Raw genomic sequence first — 18,344 nt, forward strand, 5'->3', positions numbered from 1 at the left:
CCCGGGGGATGCCGACCATAGGATGGACGCGTGATCGACCTGACTCTGCTGCGTGAAGATCCCGAGCTCGTGAAGCGCTCCCAGATCGCCCGCGGGGAGTCGCCGGATTCGGTGGACGACGCCCTCGCCGCCGACCGCGACCGCCGCGCCGCCATCACCGCCTTCGAAGAGCTGCGCGCCGCGCAGAACGCGCACGGCAAGCGCGTCGCGCAGGCGCCGAAAGACGAGAAGGCCGCCTTGGTGGCCGAGGCGAAGCAACTCAGCGAGCAGGTCAAGGCGGCGCAGCACGCGGTGGGCGAAGCCGAGGCGGCCGCCGACGCGGCCCTCGGCCGCATCGAGAACATCGTGCTCGACGGGGTGCCCGCCGGCGGCGAAGAGAACTTCGTCACCCTGCGCACCCACGGCGAGATCCCCACGTACGACTTCGAACCGCTCGACCACCTCGCGCTCGGCGAGAAGCTCGGTGCGATCGACATGGAGCGCGGCACCAAGGTGTCGGGCAGTCGCTTCTACTTCCTCACCGGCATCGGCGCGCGTCTCGAGCTGGCGCTCATGACCCTCGCCCTCGACCGGGCGCTGCAGGCGGGCTTCACCCCGATGATCCCGCCGACGCTCGTGCGCCCCGAGGTCATGCGCGGCACGGGGTTCCTGGGCCAGCACGCCGACGAGGTGTACCACCTGCCCAAAGAAGACCTCTACCTCGTCGGCACGAGCGAGGTCCCCCTCGCCGGGTACCACATGGACGAGATCCTCGACCTCGAGCGGGGCGCCAAGCGCTACGCGGGCTGGTCCACCTGCTACCGCAGCGAAGCGGGTTCGTACGGCAAGGACACCCGCGGCATCATCCGCGTGCACCAGTTCAACAAGCTCGAGATGTTCGTCTACACCGACCCCGCCGACTCCGAGGCCGAACACGACCGCCTCGTCGCGATGCAGGAGGGCATGTTGCAGGACCTCGGCCTCTCGTACCGCGTCATCGACGTGGCCGCGGGTGACCTCGGCTCCAGCGCCGCGCGCAAGTTCGACATCGAGGCCTGGGTCCCCACGCAGGACGCGTACCGCGAACTCACGAGCACGTCGAACTGCACGACGTACCAGGCGCGTCGCCTCGAGACCCGCTTCCGGCCCGAGGGCGGGGGCAAGACGCAGCCCGTGGCGACGCTGAACGGCACGCTCGCGACCACCCGCTGGATCGTCGCCCTGCTCGAGACTCACCAACGGGCCGACGGATCGGTGACGGTCCCCGAGGTCCTGCGCCCGTACCTCGGCGGGCTCGAGGTCATGGAGCCGGTCGCGTGAGTCGCGAGGCCGCCCTGCCCGAGACCGGTGACGTCGAGATCGCCGCGCAGCACGAGGCGGTCGACGTCGTCGAGCGCATCGCCGACGATGCACCCGTCGGGCGCATGCTCATCGCCCTCGACATCGACGGCACCGTGCTGCTCGAAGACGACACCCTCAGCCCCGGCGTGGTCGAGGCCGTCGCCGGAGCGCACGCGGCGGGCCACGAGGTCATGCTCGCCACCGGGCGCAGCTGGGACAGCACCCACCCGATCATGGAGCGCCTCGGCATCCAGCCCGAGTACGCGGTGTGCTCGAACGGCGCCATCGTCATGCGACGCGTCGGCGACGGCAACGCCGCGGTGTACGAACGCGCGCACGTCGAGACGTTCGACCCGACCCAGGTGCTCACGCTTTTGGGCGAGCACCTCTCGGGCGCCCACTTCCTGGTCGAACTCCCCGACGGCTCGCGGCTGTTCACCGACTACCTCGACGACTGGAACCTGCAGGGCGCCAACAAGGTGAGTTTCGCCGAGCTGTCGAACCAGCCCGTGTGCCGCGTCGTCGTCGTCGCCCCCGAGCAGACCGATCAGGATTTCCTCGAGCTCGTCGAACGCATCGGCCTCACCCAGGTCTCGTACGCGATCGGCTGGACGGCGTGGCTCGACATCGCGCCTCAGGGCGTCGACAAGTCCACCGCCCTCGAGTTGGTGCGCGGGTGGCTCGACATCGCGGCCGGACGGGTTCTCGTCATGGGCGACGGACGCAACGACATCGAGATGATGCAGTGGGCCCTGCGCCACGGCGGCCGGGCGATCGCGATGCACCAGGGGCCGCCCGAGGTGCACGCCGCGGCCGGCGAGGTGGGCCTGTCGGTGAGCGAGGGCGGCGTCGCCGCGATCCTCCGCGCGCTCTAGATCCCGCCGCAGAGGTTCCTGAGCCCGTCGACGGGATCGGTCGCCTCACGCCCCCCGGGGCTCAGCGTCCCCACGCCTCCCGCACGGCCGCGCGCAGCATCCGCGTGTCGGCCGGGTCGAGGTCGCGTCGGCTGCGAGCGAACGCCGCGCGGGCGGCATCGCGGAACACTCCGGCGCGTGCGGGAGCGGATGCCGCGAGCGAGGCGAGGCATTTCTGCAGGCGCACCTGCACCTCGACGTCGGCCGCGCCGTCGCGCGCCAGCGGACGGAAGGCGTCGTCGACGAGATCGGTGAGCATCGGGGCGGGGACCCAGACCCGCTCGTACGCCACGTCGGCGTCGGGTTCGGCCGCCAGCGCTCGGGCGAACACCCGCTGCAGCGAGGCGATGACCTCGATCGCCGTGCCCGGGTCGTTCGTCGCGGCCGAGAGGGCGCGGCTGCCGATCTCGGTCAGGGCGATCACACCGAATCGGGGGTCCTGCTCGAACGTGCGGTGGTTCTCGATGCGGAACGCACGACGGAGGCCGGTGCGCACGGAATCGTCGACCGACCCTGTCACGGCCGCGAGCGGCACCCGGGCATCGGCGATGCGCCCGGGTGTCGCGCGCACGTGGATGTCGAGTCCGTGCCGGCGGGCGAGGCGGTCGAGCGCGGCGACGTCGACGTGCGTGACGTACCCGACCTTCTCGGCGTGGACGTCCACGGCATCCGGAGGCACGGCGACCGCCGGCCGCGCGCCGAGGGTGGGGGCGGCGGCGTGGAGCTCGAGCGACGTGGTCGCGGCCCGTTCGACGCGATCGATGACATCGGACATGCGCCCGAACGTCGACAGGTGCGAGATCCAGCGCAGCAGGGTGAACACGACGATGCCGATGACGACGAGCGTGGCGACGAAGAGGATCGTGCGCCCCTGCGGCAGGTAGTACCCGGTCGACAGGGCGACGATGCCCACGAGCGAGAAGGTGAACGCCCCGATGAACGTCGAGACGGCGTTCTGCGACGTCGGATCGGCGATGAGCAGGGGCGTCGAGCGGGGCGTCGCCGTGGTCGTGGCCGCCGAGAACGCGGTGACCATCGCCGTCACCGAGAAGGTGCTGACGGTGAGCATCGCCGTGGCGATGATCTGCAGCAGCGATCCGACCGAATTCTGCGCGAGGTCGATCCCGAACTCGAAGGGCAGCAGAGGGCCGAGGACGTTCGCGGCGAGGGCGACGACGACGGCGGTCAGCGTGAAGATCGCCGCGCGCACCCACACCTGCCGCCCGAGACGGAGGAAGAAGGATGCCAGGGAGCCGCGGATCGTCATCGCCATGCGGTCGACGATATCCAGCGCGCGCCGCGGGCGACGGGGGATGGACGCGGGCGGGGAGCACGCTCGGGTGCACACGCTCGGTAGACTCGAACGACCGGGAGGGTTGTCCGAGCGGCCGATGGACCTGGTCTTGAAAACCAGTGGGCAGAGATGTCCCGTGGGTTCGAATCCCACACCCTCCGCCAGATGTGCGTTGTTCGAACCCCGCCCCAGCGAAAGCCTGGGCGGGGTTCTTCTCGCGGATCGCTCACGCAAAGGCGCTAGAATTCTGTACATGACCACCCTCTCTCTCGCCGACGCCCGGGCGAACCTGTCGAAGCTGGTCGAGTCGGCCGTCACGACACACGAGCGCTTCGACGTCACCCGGAACGGTGACCGTGTCGCAGTGCTGCTCAGCGCTGATGACTACGACGCTCTCCTCGAGACGGTCGACATTCTCAGCCGCCCGGATGAGGTTGCGGCGGTGCGTGAGGGTCTGGCCGATCTTGCCTCCGGGGAAAAGTCTTCTCTCGAAGACGTTCGGGCGGCGATGATCCGGCGCGGACGCCTGTCTTCGTGAACCCGGAGTACGACGTCGTCTTCACGCGGGCCGCCCGGCGCGCGCTCGAACGAGACCTTCCCGAGAAGGTCGCCGCTGCGGCATTCGAGTTCATCGCGGGCGCTTTGCGCCGGAACCCGCGGCGAGTGGGCAAGCCGCTGCGAGAGCCGCTCGCGCCGCTGTACTCCGCTCGCCGCGGCGGGTATCGAGTCATTTACCTGATCGTCGACCAGCAGTTGGTGATCGAAATGGTGTCGATCGCGCACCGCCGTGATGCCTATCGCGGGTGATGTGCCTCGCGCCTCGCGACAGTCACGGCATTCTCAGCCGCGCGTCCCTAGTATTACTGCGACCTCCTGCCCTGCGCCGGAGTCGACGTGCTGCCGGGCCGGTGGCATCCGTTCGAGAGGACCCGAGTGAGCAAGACCACACCGCGCGGTCAGAAGACCATCGCGCGCCACGGCCGGCTGACGTCGCCGGGGCCGCTGGCGCAACTGTTCCGCGGCCTCGCCATCGTGCTCGCCGTGCTGCTGGTGTCGGGCGGTGCCGTTCTGGCCTACGCCGCGATCGACCTGACCCGCAGCTTCACCGCCGACGCGGTCGAGCTGAAGAACCAGCCGGCCGTCCCGCCGGACATCGGGGAGTTGAAGGGCGGGGTGAACATGCTGCTCATCGGCACCGATGAGTGCGAGCCCGAATTCGCCCAGCTCTTCGGGGATCGGTGCACGGGCGACGACGCCGAGGGCAGCCTCAACGACGTCAACATGCTGGTGCACATCTCCGACGCCCCTCGTCGCGTGACCGTCATCTCGTTCCCGCGTGACCTGATGGTGCCGATCCCGGCGTGCACCGACAAAGACGGCTACGAGAACTCGGCCATGAGCAAGCAGCAGATCAACAGTGCGTTCTCGTACGGCGGGCTCTCGTGCGTCGTCGAGACGATCTCGCAGCTCAGCGGCCTCGAGATCCCGTTCGCCGCGAAGGTCAGCTTCGGCGGCGTCATCAACATCACCGACGCGATCGGCGGCGTCGACGTCTGCATCGCGAACGGCATCAAAGACCCCTACACCGGCATCGACTGGCCCGCCGGAACGCGCACGGTCGTCGGCCTCGACGCCCTGCAGTTCCTGCGCACCCGCCACGGTGTCGGCGACGGCGGCGACCTCGGGCGCATCTCGAACCAGCAGCAGTACATGTCGCGTCTCGCCAACAAGCTGAAGAGCCAGGAGGTGCTGTCGAACCCGGCGACGCTGTACAAGCTCGCCTCGACCGCGCTGCGCAACGTCGACCCGTCGACCTCGCTGACCAACCCCCTCACGCTGGTGCAGATCGCCTCGGCCGTGAAGGACGTGCCGTTCAACGAGATCGTCTTCGTGCAGTACCCCACCTACACCGACCCGTCCGACGCGAACCGCGTGGTCCCCGACCGCGAAGACGCCGACACGCTGTGGGCCGCGCTCGCGGCGAACCAGCCGCTGCAGCTCTCGGGCAACCTCAGCGACGGCGACGGGGTGGTGGTCGACGAGAACGGCGCTCCGGCTCCGACCGAGACCGCAGCCCCCGCGCCCACCGACGGAACCGAGCCGACCCCGGCGCCGACGTCGGAGGCGATCGTGCTGCCCTCGGGCATCGCCGGGCAGACCGCCGCGCAGGCCACCTGCTCGAACGGCAACGTGCGCTGACCCCCGCCGCCCGGCATCCGGATCGTGGTTCGGATGCCGGGCGGCGACCGGTTAGTATGGACCGGTGTGTTCGTGCCGAAAGGCGTCGATCACCTGGAGACGTCGCATAGTCAGGCCTAGTGCACCACCCTGCTAAGGTGGAGTCCCCGTAAGGGGACCGAGGGTTCAAATCCCTCCGTCTCCGCCATTTTTCCCAGGTCAGGGCCAGGGCGAGGGCGAGCATCTTCGCGGCGATCGCATCGAGGTCGGTGTCGACGGTGTGCGGGTTGCCGCCCTGTCGTGCGGCGAAGAACATCGTCACCAGCTTTTGCAGCGTGAACGACCGCTTCGGAGCTAACGGGCTGCTCGTCTCGATGAAGTGCTTCTGCTTGCGCTCCCGAACGAGCTGCGCCGCCGTCTCCTCCTCGGAGGAGAACAACGGTGCCGGTCCGGTCTGTACGACGCCCTCCGGGCTCTCGCTCATCCTGACCTCCTCCTGGCCCTGCTCCGCGAGGCGGCAGCGCGGACGGTCGGGTTGCAGGCGTTCGATGAGCAACTACTCGCGTGCTGTGCCCTGCTGTCGGGGCATGGTGTGGAGATGGACACGGTCCCGCACGCGCGTACGTACCGGCGGTGTCTGCCCGTCGGCGACAGTTCATGCGGCGAAAACGACAGATTGTGCGGCAGGGCGGGCGACCGGCGCGCACCACGATGAAATGACTGCTGGCACCACTGCGCCGAGGCAGGGCGCCGATCTCCATCGTCGGGGATCTGCACACAGAGGAGTACACAGTGAGTTCAGCGACGGCTAAGCGGCCGATGTCGAACAAGAAGTTTCTCGCGGTCTGGATCCCGATCGTCGCCGTGGTGGCCATTGTGGCCATCGGTGCGAACATCGCGATCGGGATGTTCCGAGGCGCGATCGAGTCGTACATGGGGGCCGGGACCTACGACATCAGCAACACCGCTGAAGGATCGGAGCTCGACACCGAGTATTACGGCGCCGACTACGAAACGGTCGATGATGCCAAGGCGGCATCCAGCACGATCGTCGAGGAGATCGCCGGCGAAGGCATGACCCTCGTCAAGAACAACGGCACGCTCCCGCTCGCTGCGGGTGCTGTCACGCTGCTCGGCCGCGGAGCAGCCGATCCCGTGTACGGCGGGTCCGGCTCGGGTACCGCAGACACCCGGACGGCAGTCAATATCCGCGCGGGTGTCGAGAACGGCGGGTTCACCGTCAACGGAACCGTCTACGACCAGCTCGCCGAATTCGCCCAGGCGAACCCTGCGGCCGACGGCGGTCGTACCAACATCATCATGGACAAGCCCGATGAGTCCAACTACAACATCGGCGAGATGCCGGTGGACCAGTACTCACAGGACTCCGTCAATAGCTTCGCCGAGTTCGGCGACGCCGCGGTCGTCGTGATCGCTCGTGGCGGCGGCGAGGGCGGCGATCTGGCCACGAACATGGAGCAGTGGGACGCGAACGCCGAGCCCGGCCAGCACCAGCTCGAGCTGAACAAGGACGAGAAGGACCTTCTCGAACTCGCGAAGTCGAACTTCGAGAACGTGGTCGTCGTCGTCAACGCCTCGACCTCGCTCGAGCTCGGCGCACTCCAGGACGATGAGGGCATCGACGGTGTTCTCCTCGCCGGGTCTCCCGGCGCCGTCGGCTTCAGCGCCCTCGGCCCGATCCTCGCCGGCGAGATCAACCCGTCGGGACGCACGGTCGACATCTTCTCGCGCGACTTCACCGCCGACCCGACGTTCGCCAACTTCGGCGACTACGCCTACAGCAACGTCGATGACGCGTACTTCGTGGACTACGAAGAGGGCATCTACGTCGGCTACCGCTACTACGAGACGGCTGCCGTCGAGGGTTTCATCGACTACGACGAGGCCGTCGTCTACCCCTTCGGTTACGGACTCAGCTACACCGAGTTCGACTACGCCATTACCGGGCAGACCCTCGGGGCCACCGACGGGGAGATCTCCGTGGACGTCGCGGTAACGAACACCGGTGACACCGCGGGCAAGGACGTCGTGCAGCTCTACTACACGGCGCCCTACACTCCCGGCGGCATCGAGAAGTCGTCCGTCGTGCTCGGCTCGTTCGCCAAGACCGATGTCCTCGAGCCCGGCGCATCCGAGACCATGACGCTCAGCATCCCGGTCGAGCAGATGGCCTCGTACGACAGTGAGGGCGCCGGTGCGTACGTGCTCGATGCGGGCACCTACGAGATCAAGGTGCAGACCGACTCGCACACCGTCGCGCCGGGGACCTCTCCGATCGCGTACACGGTCGCCGAGACGGTCGCGTACACCGACGGTCGCGCCAGCGACGAGACTCCGGCAACGAACCAGTTCGCCGATGCGACGGCGCCGTTCACCGACGGCACCCTGACCGAGTTCTCGCGCGCCGACTTCGCCGGGACCTTCCCGAGCGCACCCGAGGGGGACGGCCTCATCGCGAGCGAGGAGACCCTCGCCGCGTTCGCTCCGTACGACGCCGCGGCTGCGGCCGAGGAGAACGGCGACGTGGAGGCACCGACCTGGGGCGCCGACGGCGACCTGTCGCTCATCGACATGCGCGGGCTCGCGTGGGACGACCCGGCCTGGGACGCGTTCCTCGACCAGCTCGAGTTGACCGACATCGTCGACATGCTCACCTCCGGTGCGTACAACACCGCAGCGCTGCCGGAGATCGGAAAGATCCGCACGAACGACCTCGATGGTCCAGCCGGATTCAGTTCGTTCATCAACCCGGATCTGTGGACCGGCACCGCGTTCCCGGCCGAGTACCTGCTCGGCCAGACCTGGAACGTCGATCTCGCCGAGAAGATGGGCGTCGCGATCGGCAACGAGGCGCTGACGATGGGCGCCAACGGCTGGTATGCGCCCGCCGCGAACCTCCACCGCTCGCCGTTCGCGGGTCGCAACTTCGAGTACTACTCCGAAGACCCGACCCTGTCGGGGATGCTGGCGACCGCGGCCGTCGACGGAGCGCTCACCAAGGGCGTCTACTCATTCACGAAGCACTTCGCGATGAACGATCAGGAGACCAACCGCGTCAACGGCATGGGAATCGCGACGTGGGCCACGGAGCAGACCATCCGCGAGATCTACCTGAAGCCGTTCGAGATGATCGTGAAAGACGCCTCGGGTGAACTCAGCTGGTACGACGCGGACGGCCGGAAGCAGACGACCGAGATCGGTGCGACGGCCATGATGAGCTCGTTCAACCGCATCGGGGCGACCTGGGCGGGCGGCTCGTCCGCGCTGATGCACGACGTGCTCCGCGAGGAGTGGGGCTTCACCGGCTTCGTCATCACGGACTTCAACCTGTACCCGTACATGTACGTCGACGAGGCGTGGGCCGCACGCGGGACCGATCACATGCTGACGTTCTCGGGCACGAAGACCGTCGAGGACACGGAGAGCGCGTTCGCGCAGTCGAACATCCGGTACGCCGCGCACAACGTGCTCTACACGGTCGCCAACTCGAACGCGGTCAACGGGATGGCGCCGGGCGCGACCCTGGCTTACCAGCCCGCGGCGTGGGAGATCTGGGTGAGCGTCGTCACGATCGTCCTCGGCATCCTGGTCATCGCAGGAATCGTCTGGATGGTCATCCGAGTGCGCCGGCACCGCAATCGACCCGTCATGATCGCCGACGAGACCGCGTCGGCCTGATCATCCGACACCGAACGGGGCCGGAGGAGTTCACCCTTCTCCGGCCCCGAACAGAAAGAACGCATTTCGTGATTGACGTGAACGACACCCTCGCCGGTCTGAGCCTCACCGAGAAGGCCGCTCTTCTGAGCGGCGAGAACACCTGGCAGACCCGCGCCATCCCCGCGGCCGACGTTCCGCGGATCTGGATGGCCGATGGCCCTCACGGAGTGCGCAAGCAGGTCGGTTCCGCCGACCACCTGGGCATCAACGGGTCCGAACCGGCGACCTGCTTCCCGACGGCCGCCACGATCGCCAACAGCTGGGACGAGTCGCTCGCGGAGGAGATCGGTGCTGCGCTCGGACGCGAAGCATCCGGGCAGGGCGTGCACGTCCTCCTCGGACCCGGGCTGAACATCAAGCGCAGCCCGCTCGGCGGGCGCAATTTCGAGTACTTCTCCGAGGACCCCGAACTCGCGGGGCGTCTCGCGGCCGCCTACGTCCGCGGAATCCAGTCGGAGGGCGTCGCCGCGTCCCCCAAGCACTTCGCCGTCAACAGCCAAGAACTCCGACGCATGGTGAGCGACTCCATCATCGACGAACGCACGCTGCGGGAGCTGTACCTCACGGCGTTCGAGATCGTCGTCCGCGAGTCCGCCCCGTGGACCGTTATGAGTTCATACAACCTCGTGAACGGCGCGTACGCGCACGAGAACGCCCATCTGCTCCAGCGCGTCCTGCGCGACGAATGGGGTTTCGGCGGGGCCGTCGTCTCCGACTGGGGCGGCAGCAACGATGCGGTCGCCGCCGTGCGCGCGGGCGGAACGATCGAGATGCCCTCCCCCGGCTTCGACTCCGCACGCGAGATCGAGGCGGCGGTGCGATCGGGTGATCTCGATGAAGCCGACCTCGACGCGCGGGTACGCGAGGTCCTCACGCTTGTGGAGCGGGTGACCGCGCGTACCGTCCCCGCGGCGGTCGATGTCACCGCTCATCGCGCGCTCGCGCGCCGCGCGGCCGCCGAATCCGCCGTACTTCTTCGCAACGAGAACCGGGTGCTGCCGCTCGCCGCGGGCACCCGCGTCGCGCTGATGGGCGACTTCGCGACCACGCCGCGCTACCAGGGCGCCGGCTCGTCGCTCGTGAACGCGCGCGACGTCTCCACCCTGGCGCAGGCGCTCGGAGCCAGCACACTCGACCTTGTCGGCACCGCCCGCGGATTCCGCCGCGACGGCGTCGCCGATGCCGCACTCGTATCGGAGGCGCGACGCCTCGCCGCATCCGCCGACGTCGTGATCCTCGCATTCGGGCTCCCGGAGATCGCCGAGTCCGAAGGCTCCGACCGCGGAACTCTCGCCCTTCCTGCCGACCAGATTGCCCTGCTGAACTCCGTCGTCGCCGTCCACGACCGTGTCGTGGTCGTGTTGAGCGCCGGCGGTGTGGTCGAGGTGCCGCCGCTCGACGGCGCCGCCGCTCTCGTGCACGGCTACCTCGGTGGCGAGGCCGGCGCGGAGGGCATGGTCGATGTCCTCACCGGTGTCGTCGAGCCCGGCGGGCGCCTTGCCGAGTCGATGCCGCTCCGGCTGGCGGACACCCCGACCGCGGGCAGGTTCCCCAGCACCGCACGCACCGCCGAGTACCGCGAAGCGCTGTCGGTCGGCTACCGCTGGTACGACGCATCCGGCACTCCCGTCGCTTTCCCGTTCGGGTTCGGGCTCGGATACACGACCTTCGCGTACAGCGACCTGCGGGTACAGGACGGCGTCGTGACGGTGACCGTCACGAACACCGGCGAGCGTGCCGGCAGCGATGTCGTGCAGGTCTACGTCGGGCGTTCCGCGCCGAGCCGGATGCCGCGGCCCACGCGCGAGCTGAAGGGCTTCTCGAAGGTGCGCCTCGAGCCCGGCGCGTCGACGACCGTGCGTGTGCCGCTCGGCGACCGCGCCTTCCGATACTTCGACGCCGATCTCGACTCGTGGCAGGTCGAGGGCGGCGAGTACGAGGTGTCGGTGGGACGCCACCCGGGAGATCCCACGTTGTCGGCGACAGTGCACGTCGAGGAGACGACCTCCGGTGGGGCGGCCGCGGATGGTTCGCGCGAGACGCCTACGAAGGCGACCCGCGCCCTCACGGATTCCGAGTTCGCCACGCTCCTCGGCCACGACGTGCCGGCATCGGCGTGGGGGAACGGATCGCTCGGGTACAACGATCCGATCGATCGCATCTCGACGTCGAAGAGCGCGCTGGTCCGGCTCGTGTTCCGCATCCTCGACCGGCGCCGCCGCAAGGCGGAGGCATCTGGCCACCCGGATCTCAACATCCTGTTCATGTTCAACGCGCCGTTCCGCGTCCTGTCGAAGATGAGTGGCGGCCTCGCCACCCGTCGTCTCACCGAGGCCGTCCTCACGGTCGTCAACGGTCAGGTCGTCCGCGGCGTGGGAGCTGTCGTGTCCGCCTACTTCCGCGGGCGACGTCTCGAGAAGACGAGCCGTGAGCGCTTCCGCGCCGCATCCGAACGCCCCCGCACGACCCGAAGGAGCCGGTGATGTTCACCGCCATCAAGACCCGCTGGACCACATTCGCGGACGGCCACCCGGAGCTGTCGAAGTTCCTGATGTTCTTCGTCTTCTCCAACGGCGTGACCCTCCTGCAGATCGCACTCATGCCCCTGTTCCGCTGGGCATTCGACGCGTTCACCGATCTCACGCAGGTCTCGTTCCAGGTGCTGCCCATCGGGTCGAACGTGGATGGCAGCCAGTACTACATGTTCAACTATGCTGCGGGCCCGCTTCCCGAAGGTGGCGGCGGCCTGTCGTACTTCCTGTCGGTGCAGATCACCCTGCTGATCGCGCAGGTGATCAACTTCTTCCTGCAGCGCAACATCACCTTCAAATCGAACACCTCGGCCTGGATCGCTGCCGGGTGGTACACGCTCGCGTACGTCGTGATCACGTTCGTCGCCGCCGCGGCGCAGGGGTTCTATAAGGCGCCCATCTACGATTTGCTCATGAACATCTGGGGCTGGGGCGCGACCGGCGCGGTCGTCGCCGACGTCATCACGGTGATCATCAACTCGGCCATCTCGTTCTGGGTGTTCTACCCGATCTTCAAAGTCATCTTCCGGCAGAAGACCGTCGAGCCGACGCTCACCGGCGCCTCCGCCTGATCGACCCGCAACACCTCGAATGCACACCGTCCCCACCCCGCTGCTGAGCGTCATCGTGCCGGCGTACAACGCCGACGCGTACCTCGCGCGCGCCCTGGACCCGCTGTGCGACGCCTCCACTCGCACGATCGAGGTGATCGTGGTCGACGACGGCTCGACCGATGCGACCGGGGTCCTCGCGGATACGTACGCGGCCGCGCGTCCTGACCTCGTGCGTGTCGTTCATCAGCGCAACGGCGGGCACGGGGCGGCGATCGAGGCGGGGATCGCGATCGCGCGCGGCGAGTACGTGAAGGTCCTGGATGCCGACGACTGGCTCGACACATCGGCGCTGCTGTCGGTGCTCGCCACGTTGAGAGACCTGGCCCGAGGAGGCGGCGTCGATGCGCTCTTCACCGACTTCGTCTACGACCGCGCCGGGAAGAGCAACCGTGTCTCCCGGTTCGACACCGTCTTCCCGAGCGACAGGCGCTTCGGGTGGGAGCAGACGGAACGGTTCGGAAAACGTCAGCACCTGATGATGCACGCCATCATCTACCGCACCTCGCTGCTCCGGGCGAGCGAGCTCGCGCTGCCGCGGCACACCTTCTACGTCGACAACCTCTACGTCGTCCGGCCGCTCCTGCACGTCCGCACGATGTACTACCTGCCCGTGCAGCTCTACCATTACTTCATCGGGCGGGCCGGGCAGTCCGTCGACGTCAACGTGATGCTCGCGCGGGTCGACCAGCAGCTCCTCGTGAACAAGCTCGCTCTGGGCGCCCTTCCGCCCGCGGCCGACGTCGCGGCCGGTTCGGTTCCCGTGCAACTTTATGCCGCGCTGCTCCACTACGTCGAAGCGCTGTGCGCGGTCACGTCCGCCACCCTCGCGCGCGGCGGCGATGACACGCACCTCGCGAAGCGAGACGCCTTCTGGTCGCACGTGAAACACGAGAATCCCTGGGTGCACACCCGGATGCGGCGGAGCTTCATGGGCACGAGCAGCAATCTCCCGGGGGGCGCCGGGCGCCGGGTCACATCGCTGGCATACCACGTCGCACGGCGCGTCGTCGGGTTCAGTTAGGATCGCGCGAGCGGGAGAGGAGCAACCGATGATTCGGATCGGTGTCGTCGAAGACGACCCCGCGAGCATCGACCGTTTGATCTCCCACCTCGATCAGTTCCAGCGCGAACACGGCGAACGGTTCCACGTGGGTGCGTTCCGGGACGGTCGGGACATCATCGAGGACTACCGCCCGGACTGGGACATCCTCCTGTTGGACATCCAGATGGAGCGCGTCGACGGGATGACCGCGGCCCGCCGCATCCGGGAGCATGACGCCGAAGTCCTCATCCTGTTCGTCACCAGCTCGCCGCAGTTCGCGATCAGCGGGTACGAAGTCGATGCCCTCAGCTACCTGCTGAAGCCCGTGTCGTACCCGGTCTTCGAACAGGAACTCCAACGATGCCTGATTCGGCTGCGACGACGCGAACGCCGCCACATCCTGTTCTCCACCGTCGACGGCGACCGCCACCGCGTCGATGTCGCCGACGTGTTGTACGTCGAGAGCGCCAAGCATCAGGTCGTCATCCATACGCTGACCGGCGACCATTCGGTCGTCTCATCGCTGAAGGCGATGGAGGCCGAATTCGCCGGCGACGACTTCTTCCGGTGCAATAGCGGCTACCTCGTGAACCTGCGTCATGTGACCGGGATCGAGGGTAACGACTGCTCGATTCGCGGCGGCGTGCACGTGCAGGTGAGCCGGCCGCGGAAGAAGGTCTTCCTCGCCGCGTTGGCCGCGTACATCGGCGCGAAGGGCATTACCACGTGATACCCGAGGTGGTCGCGAACATCCCCCGCACGTACACCGCCCTGGCCGAATGGGGCGCCTGCATGGTGTTCGTGCTGATCGTGGCGCGTCGAATGCCGTGGCTGGCGACCGCCGCGACGATGCTGGGTGGCCTCGGTGCGCTGCTCGCGGTGCAGACCGTCGCCGGCCTCCTCTCGGTGACGCTCTGGATCCCCGGGATGCTGGCGGCCGTGGCGACGATGTTCGCGCTCCTGCTCGGCGTCCTGCGGGTGACCGCGGTGACCGCCGGGTACCTCACAGCACGGGCGTTCGTCCTCGCCGAACTCACCGCATCCATCCACTGGCAGCTGGACCGGTTCTACGCGGATGCTCCGGATGCGGTGAAAGCGGGCTTGCTCGTGCTCGTCTACGCCGGCGTGCTGACGGCGGCGTGGTACGTCGAACGACGCCACATGCCCCGTGGCACGCACGTCGACGTCGGCGTCCCGGACCTCGTGAGCGCCTTGGCCATCGCCGGGGCGACGTTCGGCATCTCGAACCTCAGCTTCGTGAACGCCTCGACACCGTTCAGCGGTCGCCTCGGCCCAGAGATCCTCTACATCCGTACCCTCGTCGACCTGTGCGGCTTCATCGCGCTGTACGTGCAGCACGAGGTACGGCGGAGTCTGCAGGCCCGACGGGAGTCGGAGGCGATGGCCCGCCTGCTCACGAGCCAGCACGATCAGTACGAGATCTCGCGCCGGACGATCGACGAGGTCAACCGCAAGTACCACGACATGAAGCACCACCTCGATGCCGTCCGTGCCGAGCAGGACGCCCAGCAGCGCCTCGTGATCCTGGACGAGCTGGAGACGTCGATCCGCGGGTACGGAGCGCAGGTGCACAGCGGGAACGCCGTTCTGGATGCGGTGCTCACGGGCAAGCAGATGTATGCCCGGGAGCAGGGCATCCCGGTCGTCGTGGTCGCCGACGGCCGGCTGGTCGACTTCGTTCGACCTCTCGATCTCACCTCGATCGTCGGGAACGCGCTCGATAACGCGTTCGAGGCGACGATGCGGCTTCCCGAGCAGGAACGACGGATGGTGAGGTTCTCGCTGTTCGCACACGACGATTTCGTCATGCTGCGCGTGGAGAACACCTTCGATGGCCGGGTGTCCCGCCGCGCCGGTCGGATCGTGACGCGCAAAGAGGGCGAGGGCCACGGGTATGGGCTGCGCAACATCGAGGCCGCCGCGGAGAAGTACGGCGGTTCGGTGTCGCTCGGGCAGGACGACGGCTGGTTCTCGGTGCGTGTGCTGCTCCCTCGGCGCGGGTCTGCGTCGTCCGCCTAGGCCGGAATTCGATCGCGTTCGCCGGCCGCGTCGGCGGTCGCGTCGATCTCGGGGTCGCGCCGGAAGATGATCTTGAAGATCGGGAAGTACACCGCCGCGGACAGCAGCGCGTTGATCAGCATGGTGACCATGTCGGCCGCGGCCTCGCCCGTCGCTCCCATCCCCCACGTCGTGATGAACAGGTCGTAGATTGGCGCCTTGTAGAAGCCCTGCAACGCCGCGGCGCCGAACGTGATGACGACGTAGGCGAGCGCGTACCAGACGGCGGCGACCCACGGGTTGCTGTTCGATTTGAACGTGATGTTGCGCTGGGCGAAGAAGTTGATCACCTGCGCGATCGCGAGGGTGATCTGGACGGCGAGGAAGTAAGCGAGTCCGCCGCCTCCGTCCGGAAGCGCTCCGGCGGCGTAATCGAAGACGAAATACTGACCGGAATCACTGGGCGCTCCGATCGGCAGAGCCTGGAAGCCGGTTTCCACGAGCGGCGTGAGTTCGAAGAGCATCTTGATGACCGGCATGAGGATGAGTTGCAGCACGGTCATGCCGACGTTCAAGATCATGAAGATGATGAGCTGCGCGAGGGTCGGTTTCGCAGCTTCGAAGCTCGACCAACGACGAGTGATCCGGGTGAACATGGCAGGCTTTCTGACGACGGCGTGAAGAGGCTCCGCAGGGGCCGGAATTCAGACAATCATGGGCGCGCCGGAGCACCCCGACGTCGTGCATGATCTGTCGCTCTGACGACACAACCTGCCGCTCATCACGATGGACAGGTGGGCGATCGCCCTCCCGTTCGCGGTTCTGGCGGACGCTTTCTTCATCATCGGCAGCAAGTCGACCAAGGAATCCGCCCCGGGCGGCGACGAGGTGTAGTCACTTGCGCCATGAGCAGATTGAGCGTGTGCTGGCGCCGGAGCGTGTCGGCCAGTTCGGCGTCGGCGGAGGTTTCAGCGCGCGGGAGCACTCTGTCTCCCGCCCGAAGAGCCCTTCTCCCCTCGGAGTGGCAGGAGGAATCGAGCGGGAGATCGTCGTTCCTGGCTTCAAAACCAGCGTAAAAGCCCCGGTTCGCCGGGGCTTTTCGCATTCCCGGGCGTCGTCGAGGAGCGGCCGTCAGGCGCCCCCGAACCTCTCGGTGCGCACCGCCGCGGGGTCGTGCCCATCGTCGACGAGCCAGCCGGCGACGGCCTCGACGAACGGCGTGGGCCCGCAGACGTAGACCCGGGGCCGTTGGGCGGCGGGGAAGACGGCTCGTCGCAGCCCCTCGGCGGTGAGGCGTCCCGGCGGTGCCGAGACGCCCGGTGGGGCGGTGCGCGTGTAGACCAGGTCGAGGGGCAGACCGCGATCGGCGAGCGCCTCGAGCTCGGGGCGGAAGAACACGTCGCCCGGCGAACGCACCGAGTACAGCAGTCGCAGCGGGGTGGCTTCGCCGCTCCGCGCGTGCGCGGCGGCCATCGCGTACAGCGGCACCACCCCCGACCCGCCCGCGATCAGCTGCACGGGGGCCGGGTCGTCGGAGGGACGCCACACGAAGAACGCCCCCAGCGGGCCGTGCAGCTCGATGCGGTCGCCGACGCGCAGATCGTGCACGAGGAAGGGCGACACCTCGCCGTCGGGGATCTCATCGACGGCGAGCGTCACGCGCGTGCCGTCGCCCGACGAGGCGAGCGAGTAGGAGCGCGACGCCTGGTAGCCGTCGGGTGCGGTGAGGCGCACATCGACGTGCGCCCCCGCGTCGTTGCCCGGCCACGTGGGCACCTCGAGTTCGAGGCGGCGGGCCGTGGTCGTCTCGGGTCGACTCTCGACGACGGTCGCGACGTGCCAGGCGGGGCGGCGGTTCACTCGTACCGTTCCTCGCGCCAGGGATCGCCGTGCGGGTGGTAGCCGTTCTGCTCCCAGAAGCCCGGCGAGTCGCGGGGCATGGTGACCAGGCCCTGCACCCACTTCGCGCTCTTCCAGAAGTACAGGTGGGGCACGAGCAGCCGGGCGGGGCCGCCGTGCTCGGCGGTGAGGGGTGCGCCCTCGGCCTCGAACGCGATCCAGCTCTTTCCGCCGAGCAGATCGTCGAGCGCCACATTGGTGGTGTACCCGCCGAACGAGTGCACCATCGCGAAGCGGTGCGCGGTCTCGACCTCGGCGAAGACGCGGTCGAGCGAGACGCCCCGCCACGCCATGTCGAGCTTCGTCCAGTGCGTGACGCAGTGGATGTCGACGGTGACGTCTTCGACCCCGAGGGCTTCGAGCTCGGCTCGGGTCCAGCGGTGCACGTCGTTCTCGGTGCCGATCACGAACTCCCACGCGTCGTCGGCGACGGTTGGCGTGGGCCCCGCCGAGAGCACGGGCCAGTCGGCCACGAGTGTCTGCCCCGGGGGCAGCCGAGGATCGCGCTCGCGGCGCCGGCCCGAGAAACCGCGGGTGATGAACGACATGGGACTCCCTGCTGGTCGCGTCTGCCCACCCTAGCCAGGGCCGCCCCCCGGCCGACAGGGTCGTGATGCCGGGTGTCGGAGCGTGTCGGGCCCGGGGCGAAGCCATGCGCACGGGGATCGGACGGCCGGTCTCGACGCGCGGCCGCGGACGTTCGCGAACCGGCCACACGGCGGGGGACCGTCTCGCGCCCGCTAACCTCGGGGCTGTGGGCCGTTCGCGTCCGCACCCTCGTACCCCCGGGAG

The 18,344-nt window shown here is 68.2% G+C and carries 16 protein-coding genes and 2 tRNA genes; 14 read left to right on the plus strand and 4 right to left on the minus strand.

The genetic code is table 11. From position 1 onward, the window contains the following. Positions 1 to 30: 30 nt before the first annotated feature. Positions 31 to 1,299, plus strand: a complete 1,269-nt coding sequence (gene serS / locus BJP65_RS11305; RefSeq protein ID WP_070409215.1) for a serine--tRNA ligase — start codon at positions 31 to 33, stop codon at positions 1,297 to 1,299. Then, on the plus strand, positions 1,296 to 2,195 hold the full coding sequence (locus tag BJP65_RS11310; RefSeq protein WP_083285826.1) for an HAD family hydrolase: 900 nt from the start codon (positions 1,296 to 1,298) through the stop codon (positions 2,193 to 2,195). Before serS ends, BJP65_RS11310 begins: the two co-directional genes overlap by 4 nt. A gap of 61 nt (positions 2,196 to 2,256) precedes the next feature. Here BJP65_RS11310 and BJP65_RS11315 read toward each other — a convergent pair whose 3' ends face one another. Then, the gene (locus tag BJP65_RS11315) at positions 2,257 to 3,507 is read right to left on the minus strand and encodes a DUF2254 domain-containing protein (RefSeq protein ID WP_083285827.1); all 1,251 of its coding nucleotides are present in this window, start codon (positions 3,505 to 3,507) and stop codon (positions 2,257 to 2,259) included. Positions 3,508 to 3,604: 97 nt separating this feature from the next. On the opposite strand from BJP65_RS11315, the gene BJP65_RS11320 reads away from it, so the two are divergent. The 12 genes from BJP65_RS11320 to BJP65_RS11370 all read left to right on the plus strand — a co-directional run bounded on the left by BJP65_RS11320 (position 3,605) and on the right by BJP65_RS11370 (position 15,674). Further along, positions 3,605 to 3,692, plus strand: a tRNA-Ser gene (locus tag BJP65_RS11320). Positions 3,693 to 3,781: 89 nt separating this feature from the next. Beyond that, on the plus strand, positions 3,782 to 4,066 hold the full coding sequence (locus BJP65_RS11325; RefSeq protein ID WP_083285828.1) for a type II toxin-antitoxin system Phd/YefM family antitoxin: 285 nt from the start codon (positions 3,782 to 3,784) through the stop codon (positions 4,064 to 4,066). Then, positions 4,063 to 4,335 (plus strand): type II toxin-antitoxin system RelE/ParE family toxin, encoded by a 273-nt coding sequence (locus tag BJP65_RS11330; RefSeq protein ID WP_070409216.1) that lies wholly within the window; start codon positions 4,063 to 4,065, stop codon positions 4,333 to 4,335. Before BJP65_RS11325 ends, BJP65_RS11330 begins: the two co-directional genes overlap by 4 nt. Before the next feature lie 126 nt (positions 4,336 to 4,461). After that, complete coding sequence (locus BJP65_RS11335; RefSeq protein ID WP_055832953.1) at positions 4,462 to 5,727, plus strand: LCP family protein; 1,266 nt, start codon at positions 4,462 to 4,464, stop codon at positions 5,725 to 5,727. Positions 5,728 to 5,822: 95 nt separating this feature from the next. Further along, positions 5,823 to 5,914: transfer RNA gene (locus tag BJP65_RS11340), tRNA-Ser, on the plus strand. 171 nt (positions 5,915 to 6,085) lie between these two features. Then, complete coding sequence (locus BJP65_RS17140) at positions 6,086 to 6,421, plus strand: hypothetical protein (RefSeq protein ID WP_374754257.1); 336 nt, start codon at positions 6,086 to 6,088, stop codon at positions 6,419 to 6,421. 77 nt (positions 6,422 to 6,498) lie between these two features. Next, a complete protein-coding gene (locus BJP65_RS11345; RefSeq protein WP_070409217.1) occupies positions 6,499 to 9,405 on the plus strand; it encodes a glycoside hydrolase family 3 N-terminal domain-containing protein in 2,907 nt (968 codons plus the stop codon). Between the two features lie 68 nt (positions 9,406 to 9,473). Further along, a complete protein-coding gene (locus BJP65_RS11350) occupies positions 9,474 to 11,930 on the plus strand; it encodes a glycoside hydrolase family 3 protein (RefSeq protein WP_219811346.1) in 2,457 nt (818 codons plus the stop codon). Beyond that, positions 11,930 to 12,550, plus strand: a complete 621-nt coding sequence (locus BJP65_RS11355; RefSeq protein WP_070409218.1) for a hypothetical protein — start codon at positions 11,930 to 11,932, stop codon at positions 12,548 to 12,550. Before BJP65_RS11350 ends, BJP65_RS11355 begins: the two co-directional genes overlap by 1 nt. Before the next feature lie 19 nt (positions 12,551 to 12,569). Continuing rightward, positions 12,570 to 13,613: a glycosyltransferase family A protein gene (locus BJP65_RS11360; protein WP_083285830.1), complete on the plus strand. Its 1,044-nt coding sequence runs from the start codon at positions 12,570 to 12,572 to the stop codon at positions 13,611 to 13,613. A gap of 76 nt (positions 13,614 to 13,689) precedes the next feature. Further along, on the plus strand, positions 13,690 to 14,364 hold the full coding sequence (locus BJP65_RS11365) for a LytTR family DNA-binding domain-containing protein (protein ID WP_258027464.1): 675 nt from the start codon (positions 13,690 to 13,692) through the stop codon (positions 14,362 to 14,364). Further along, entirely contained in the window at positions 14,361 to 15,674 is a 1,314-nt protein-coding gene (locus BJP65_RS11370) for a GHKL domain-containing protein (protein WP_070409220.1), read from the plus strand. The genes BJP65_RS11365 and BJP65_RS11370 overlap by 4 nt, the downstream gene beginning before the upstream one ends. On the opposite strand, the gene BJP65_RS11375 is transcribed toward BJP65_RS11370, so the two are convergent. The 3 genes from BJP65_RS11375 to BJP65_RS11385 form a co-directional block, all read right to left on the minus strand. Beyond that, positions 15,671 to 16,309 carry a hypothetical protein gene (locus BJP65_RS11375; protein WP_070409221.1) on the minus strand — a complete coding sequence of 213 codons (639 nt, stop codon included), beginning with the start codon at positions 16,307 to 16,309 and terminating at the stop codon, positions 15,671 to 15,673. The genes BJP65_RS11370 and BJP65_RS11375 overlap by 4 nt on opposite strands. A gap of 475 nt (positions 16,310 to 16,784) precedes the next feature. Continuing rightward, entirely contained in the window at positions 16,785 to 17,513 is a 729-nt protein-coding gene (locus BJP65_RS11380) for an FAD-binding oxidoreductase (RefSeq protein WP_070409222.1), read from the minus strand. After that, positions 17,510 to 18,100, minus strand: coding sequence for a molybdopterin-dependent oxidoreductase (locus BJP65_RS11385; protein WP_070409223.1), 591 nt, complete (start codon positions 18,098 to 18,100; stop codon positions 17,510 to 17,512). The genes BJP65_RS11380 and BJP65_RS11385 overlap by 4 nt, the downstream gene beginning before the upstream one ends. Positions 18,101 to 18,344 lie beyond the last annotated feature (244 nt).

This window comes from Microbacterium sp. BH-3-3-3, from assembly GCF_001792815.1.
GTDB lineage: Bacteria > Actinomycetota > Actinomycetes > Actinomycetales > Microbacteriaceae > Microbacterium.

What these genes read in the sequence shown, in the direction of transcription:
- BJP65_RS11385 (WP_070409223.1), bottom strand. Translation starts at nt 18,100, where the DNA reads ATGTCGTTCATCACCCGCGGTTTCTCGGGCCGGCGCCGCGAGCGCGAT.
- BJP65_RS11355 (WP_070409218.1), top strand. Translation starts at nt 11,930, where the DNA reads ATGTTCACCGCCATCAAGACCCGCTGGACCACATTCGCGGACGGCCAC.
- BJP65_RS11360 (WP_083285830.1), top strand. Translation starts at nt 12,570, where the DNA reads ATGCACACCGTCCCCACCCCGCTGCTGAGCGTCATCGTGCCGGCGTAC.
- BJP65_RS11325 (WP_083285828.1), top strand. Translation starts at nt 3,782, where the DNA reads ATGACCACCCTCTCTCTCGCCGACGCCCGGGCGAACCTGTCGAAGCTG.
- BJP65_RS11315 (WP_083285827.1), bottom strand. Translation starts at nt 3,507, where the DNA reads ATGGCGATGACGATCCGCGGCTCCCTGGCATCCTTCTTCCTCCGTCTC.
- BJP65_RS11375 (WP_070409221.1), bottom strand. Translation starts at nt 16,309, where the DNA reads ATGTTCACCCGGATCACTCGTCGTTGGTCGAGCTTCGAAGCTGCGAAA.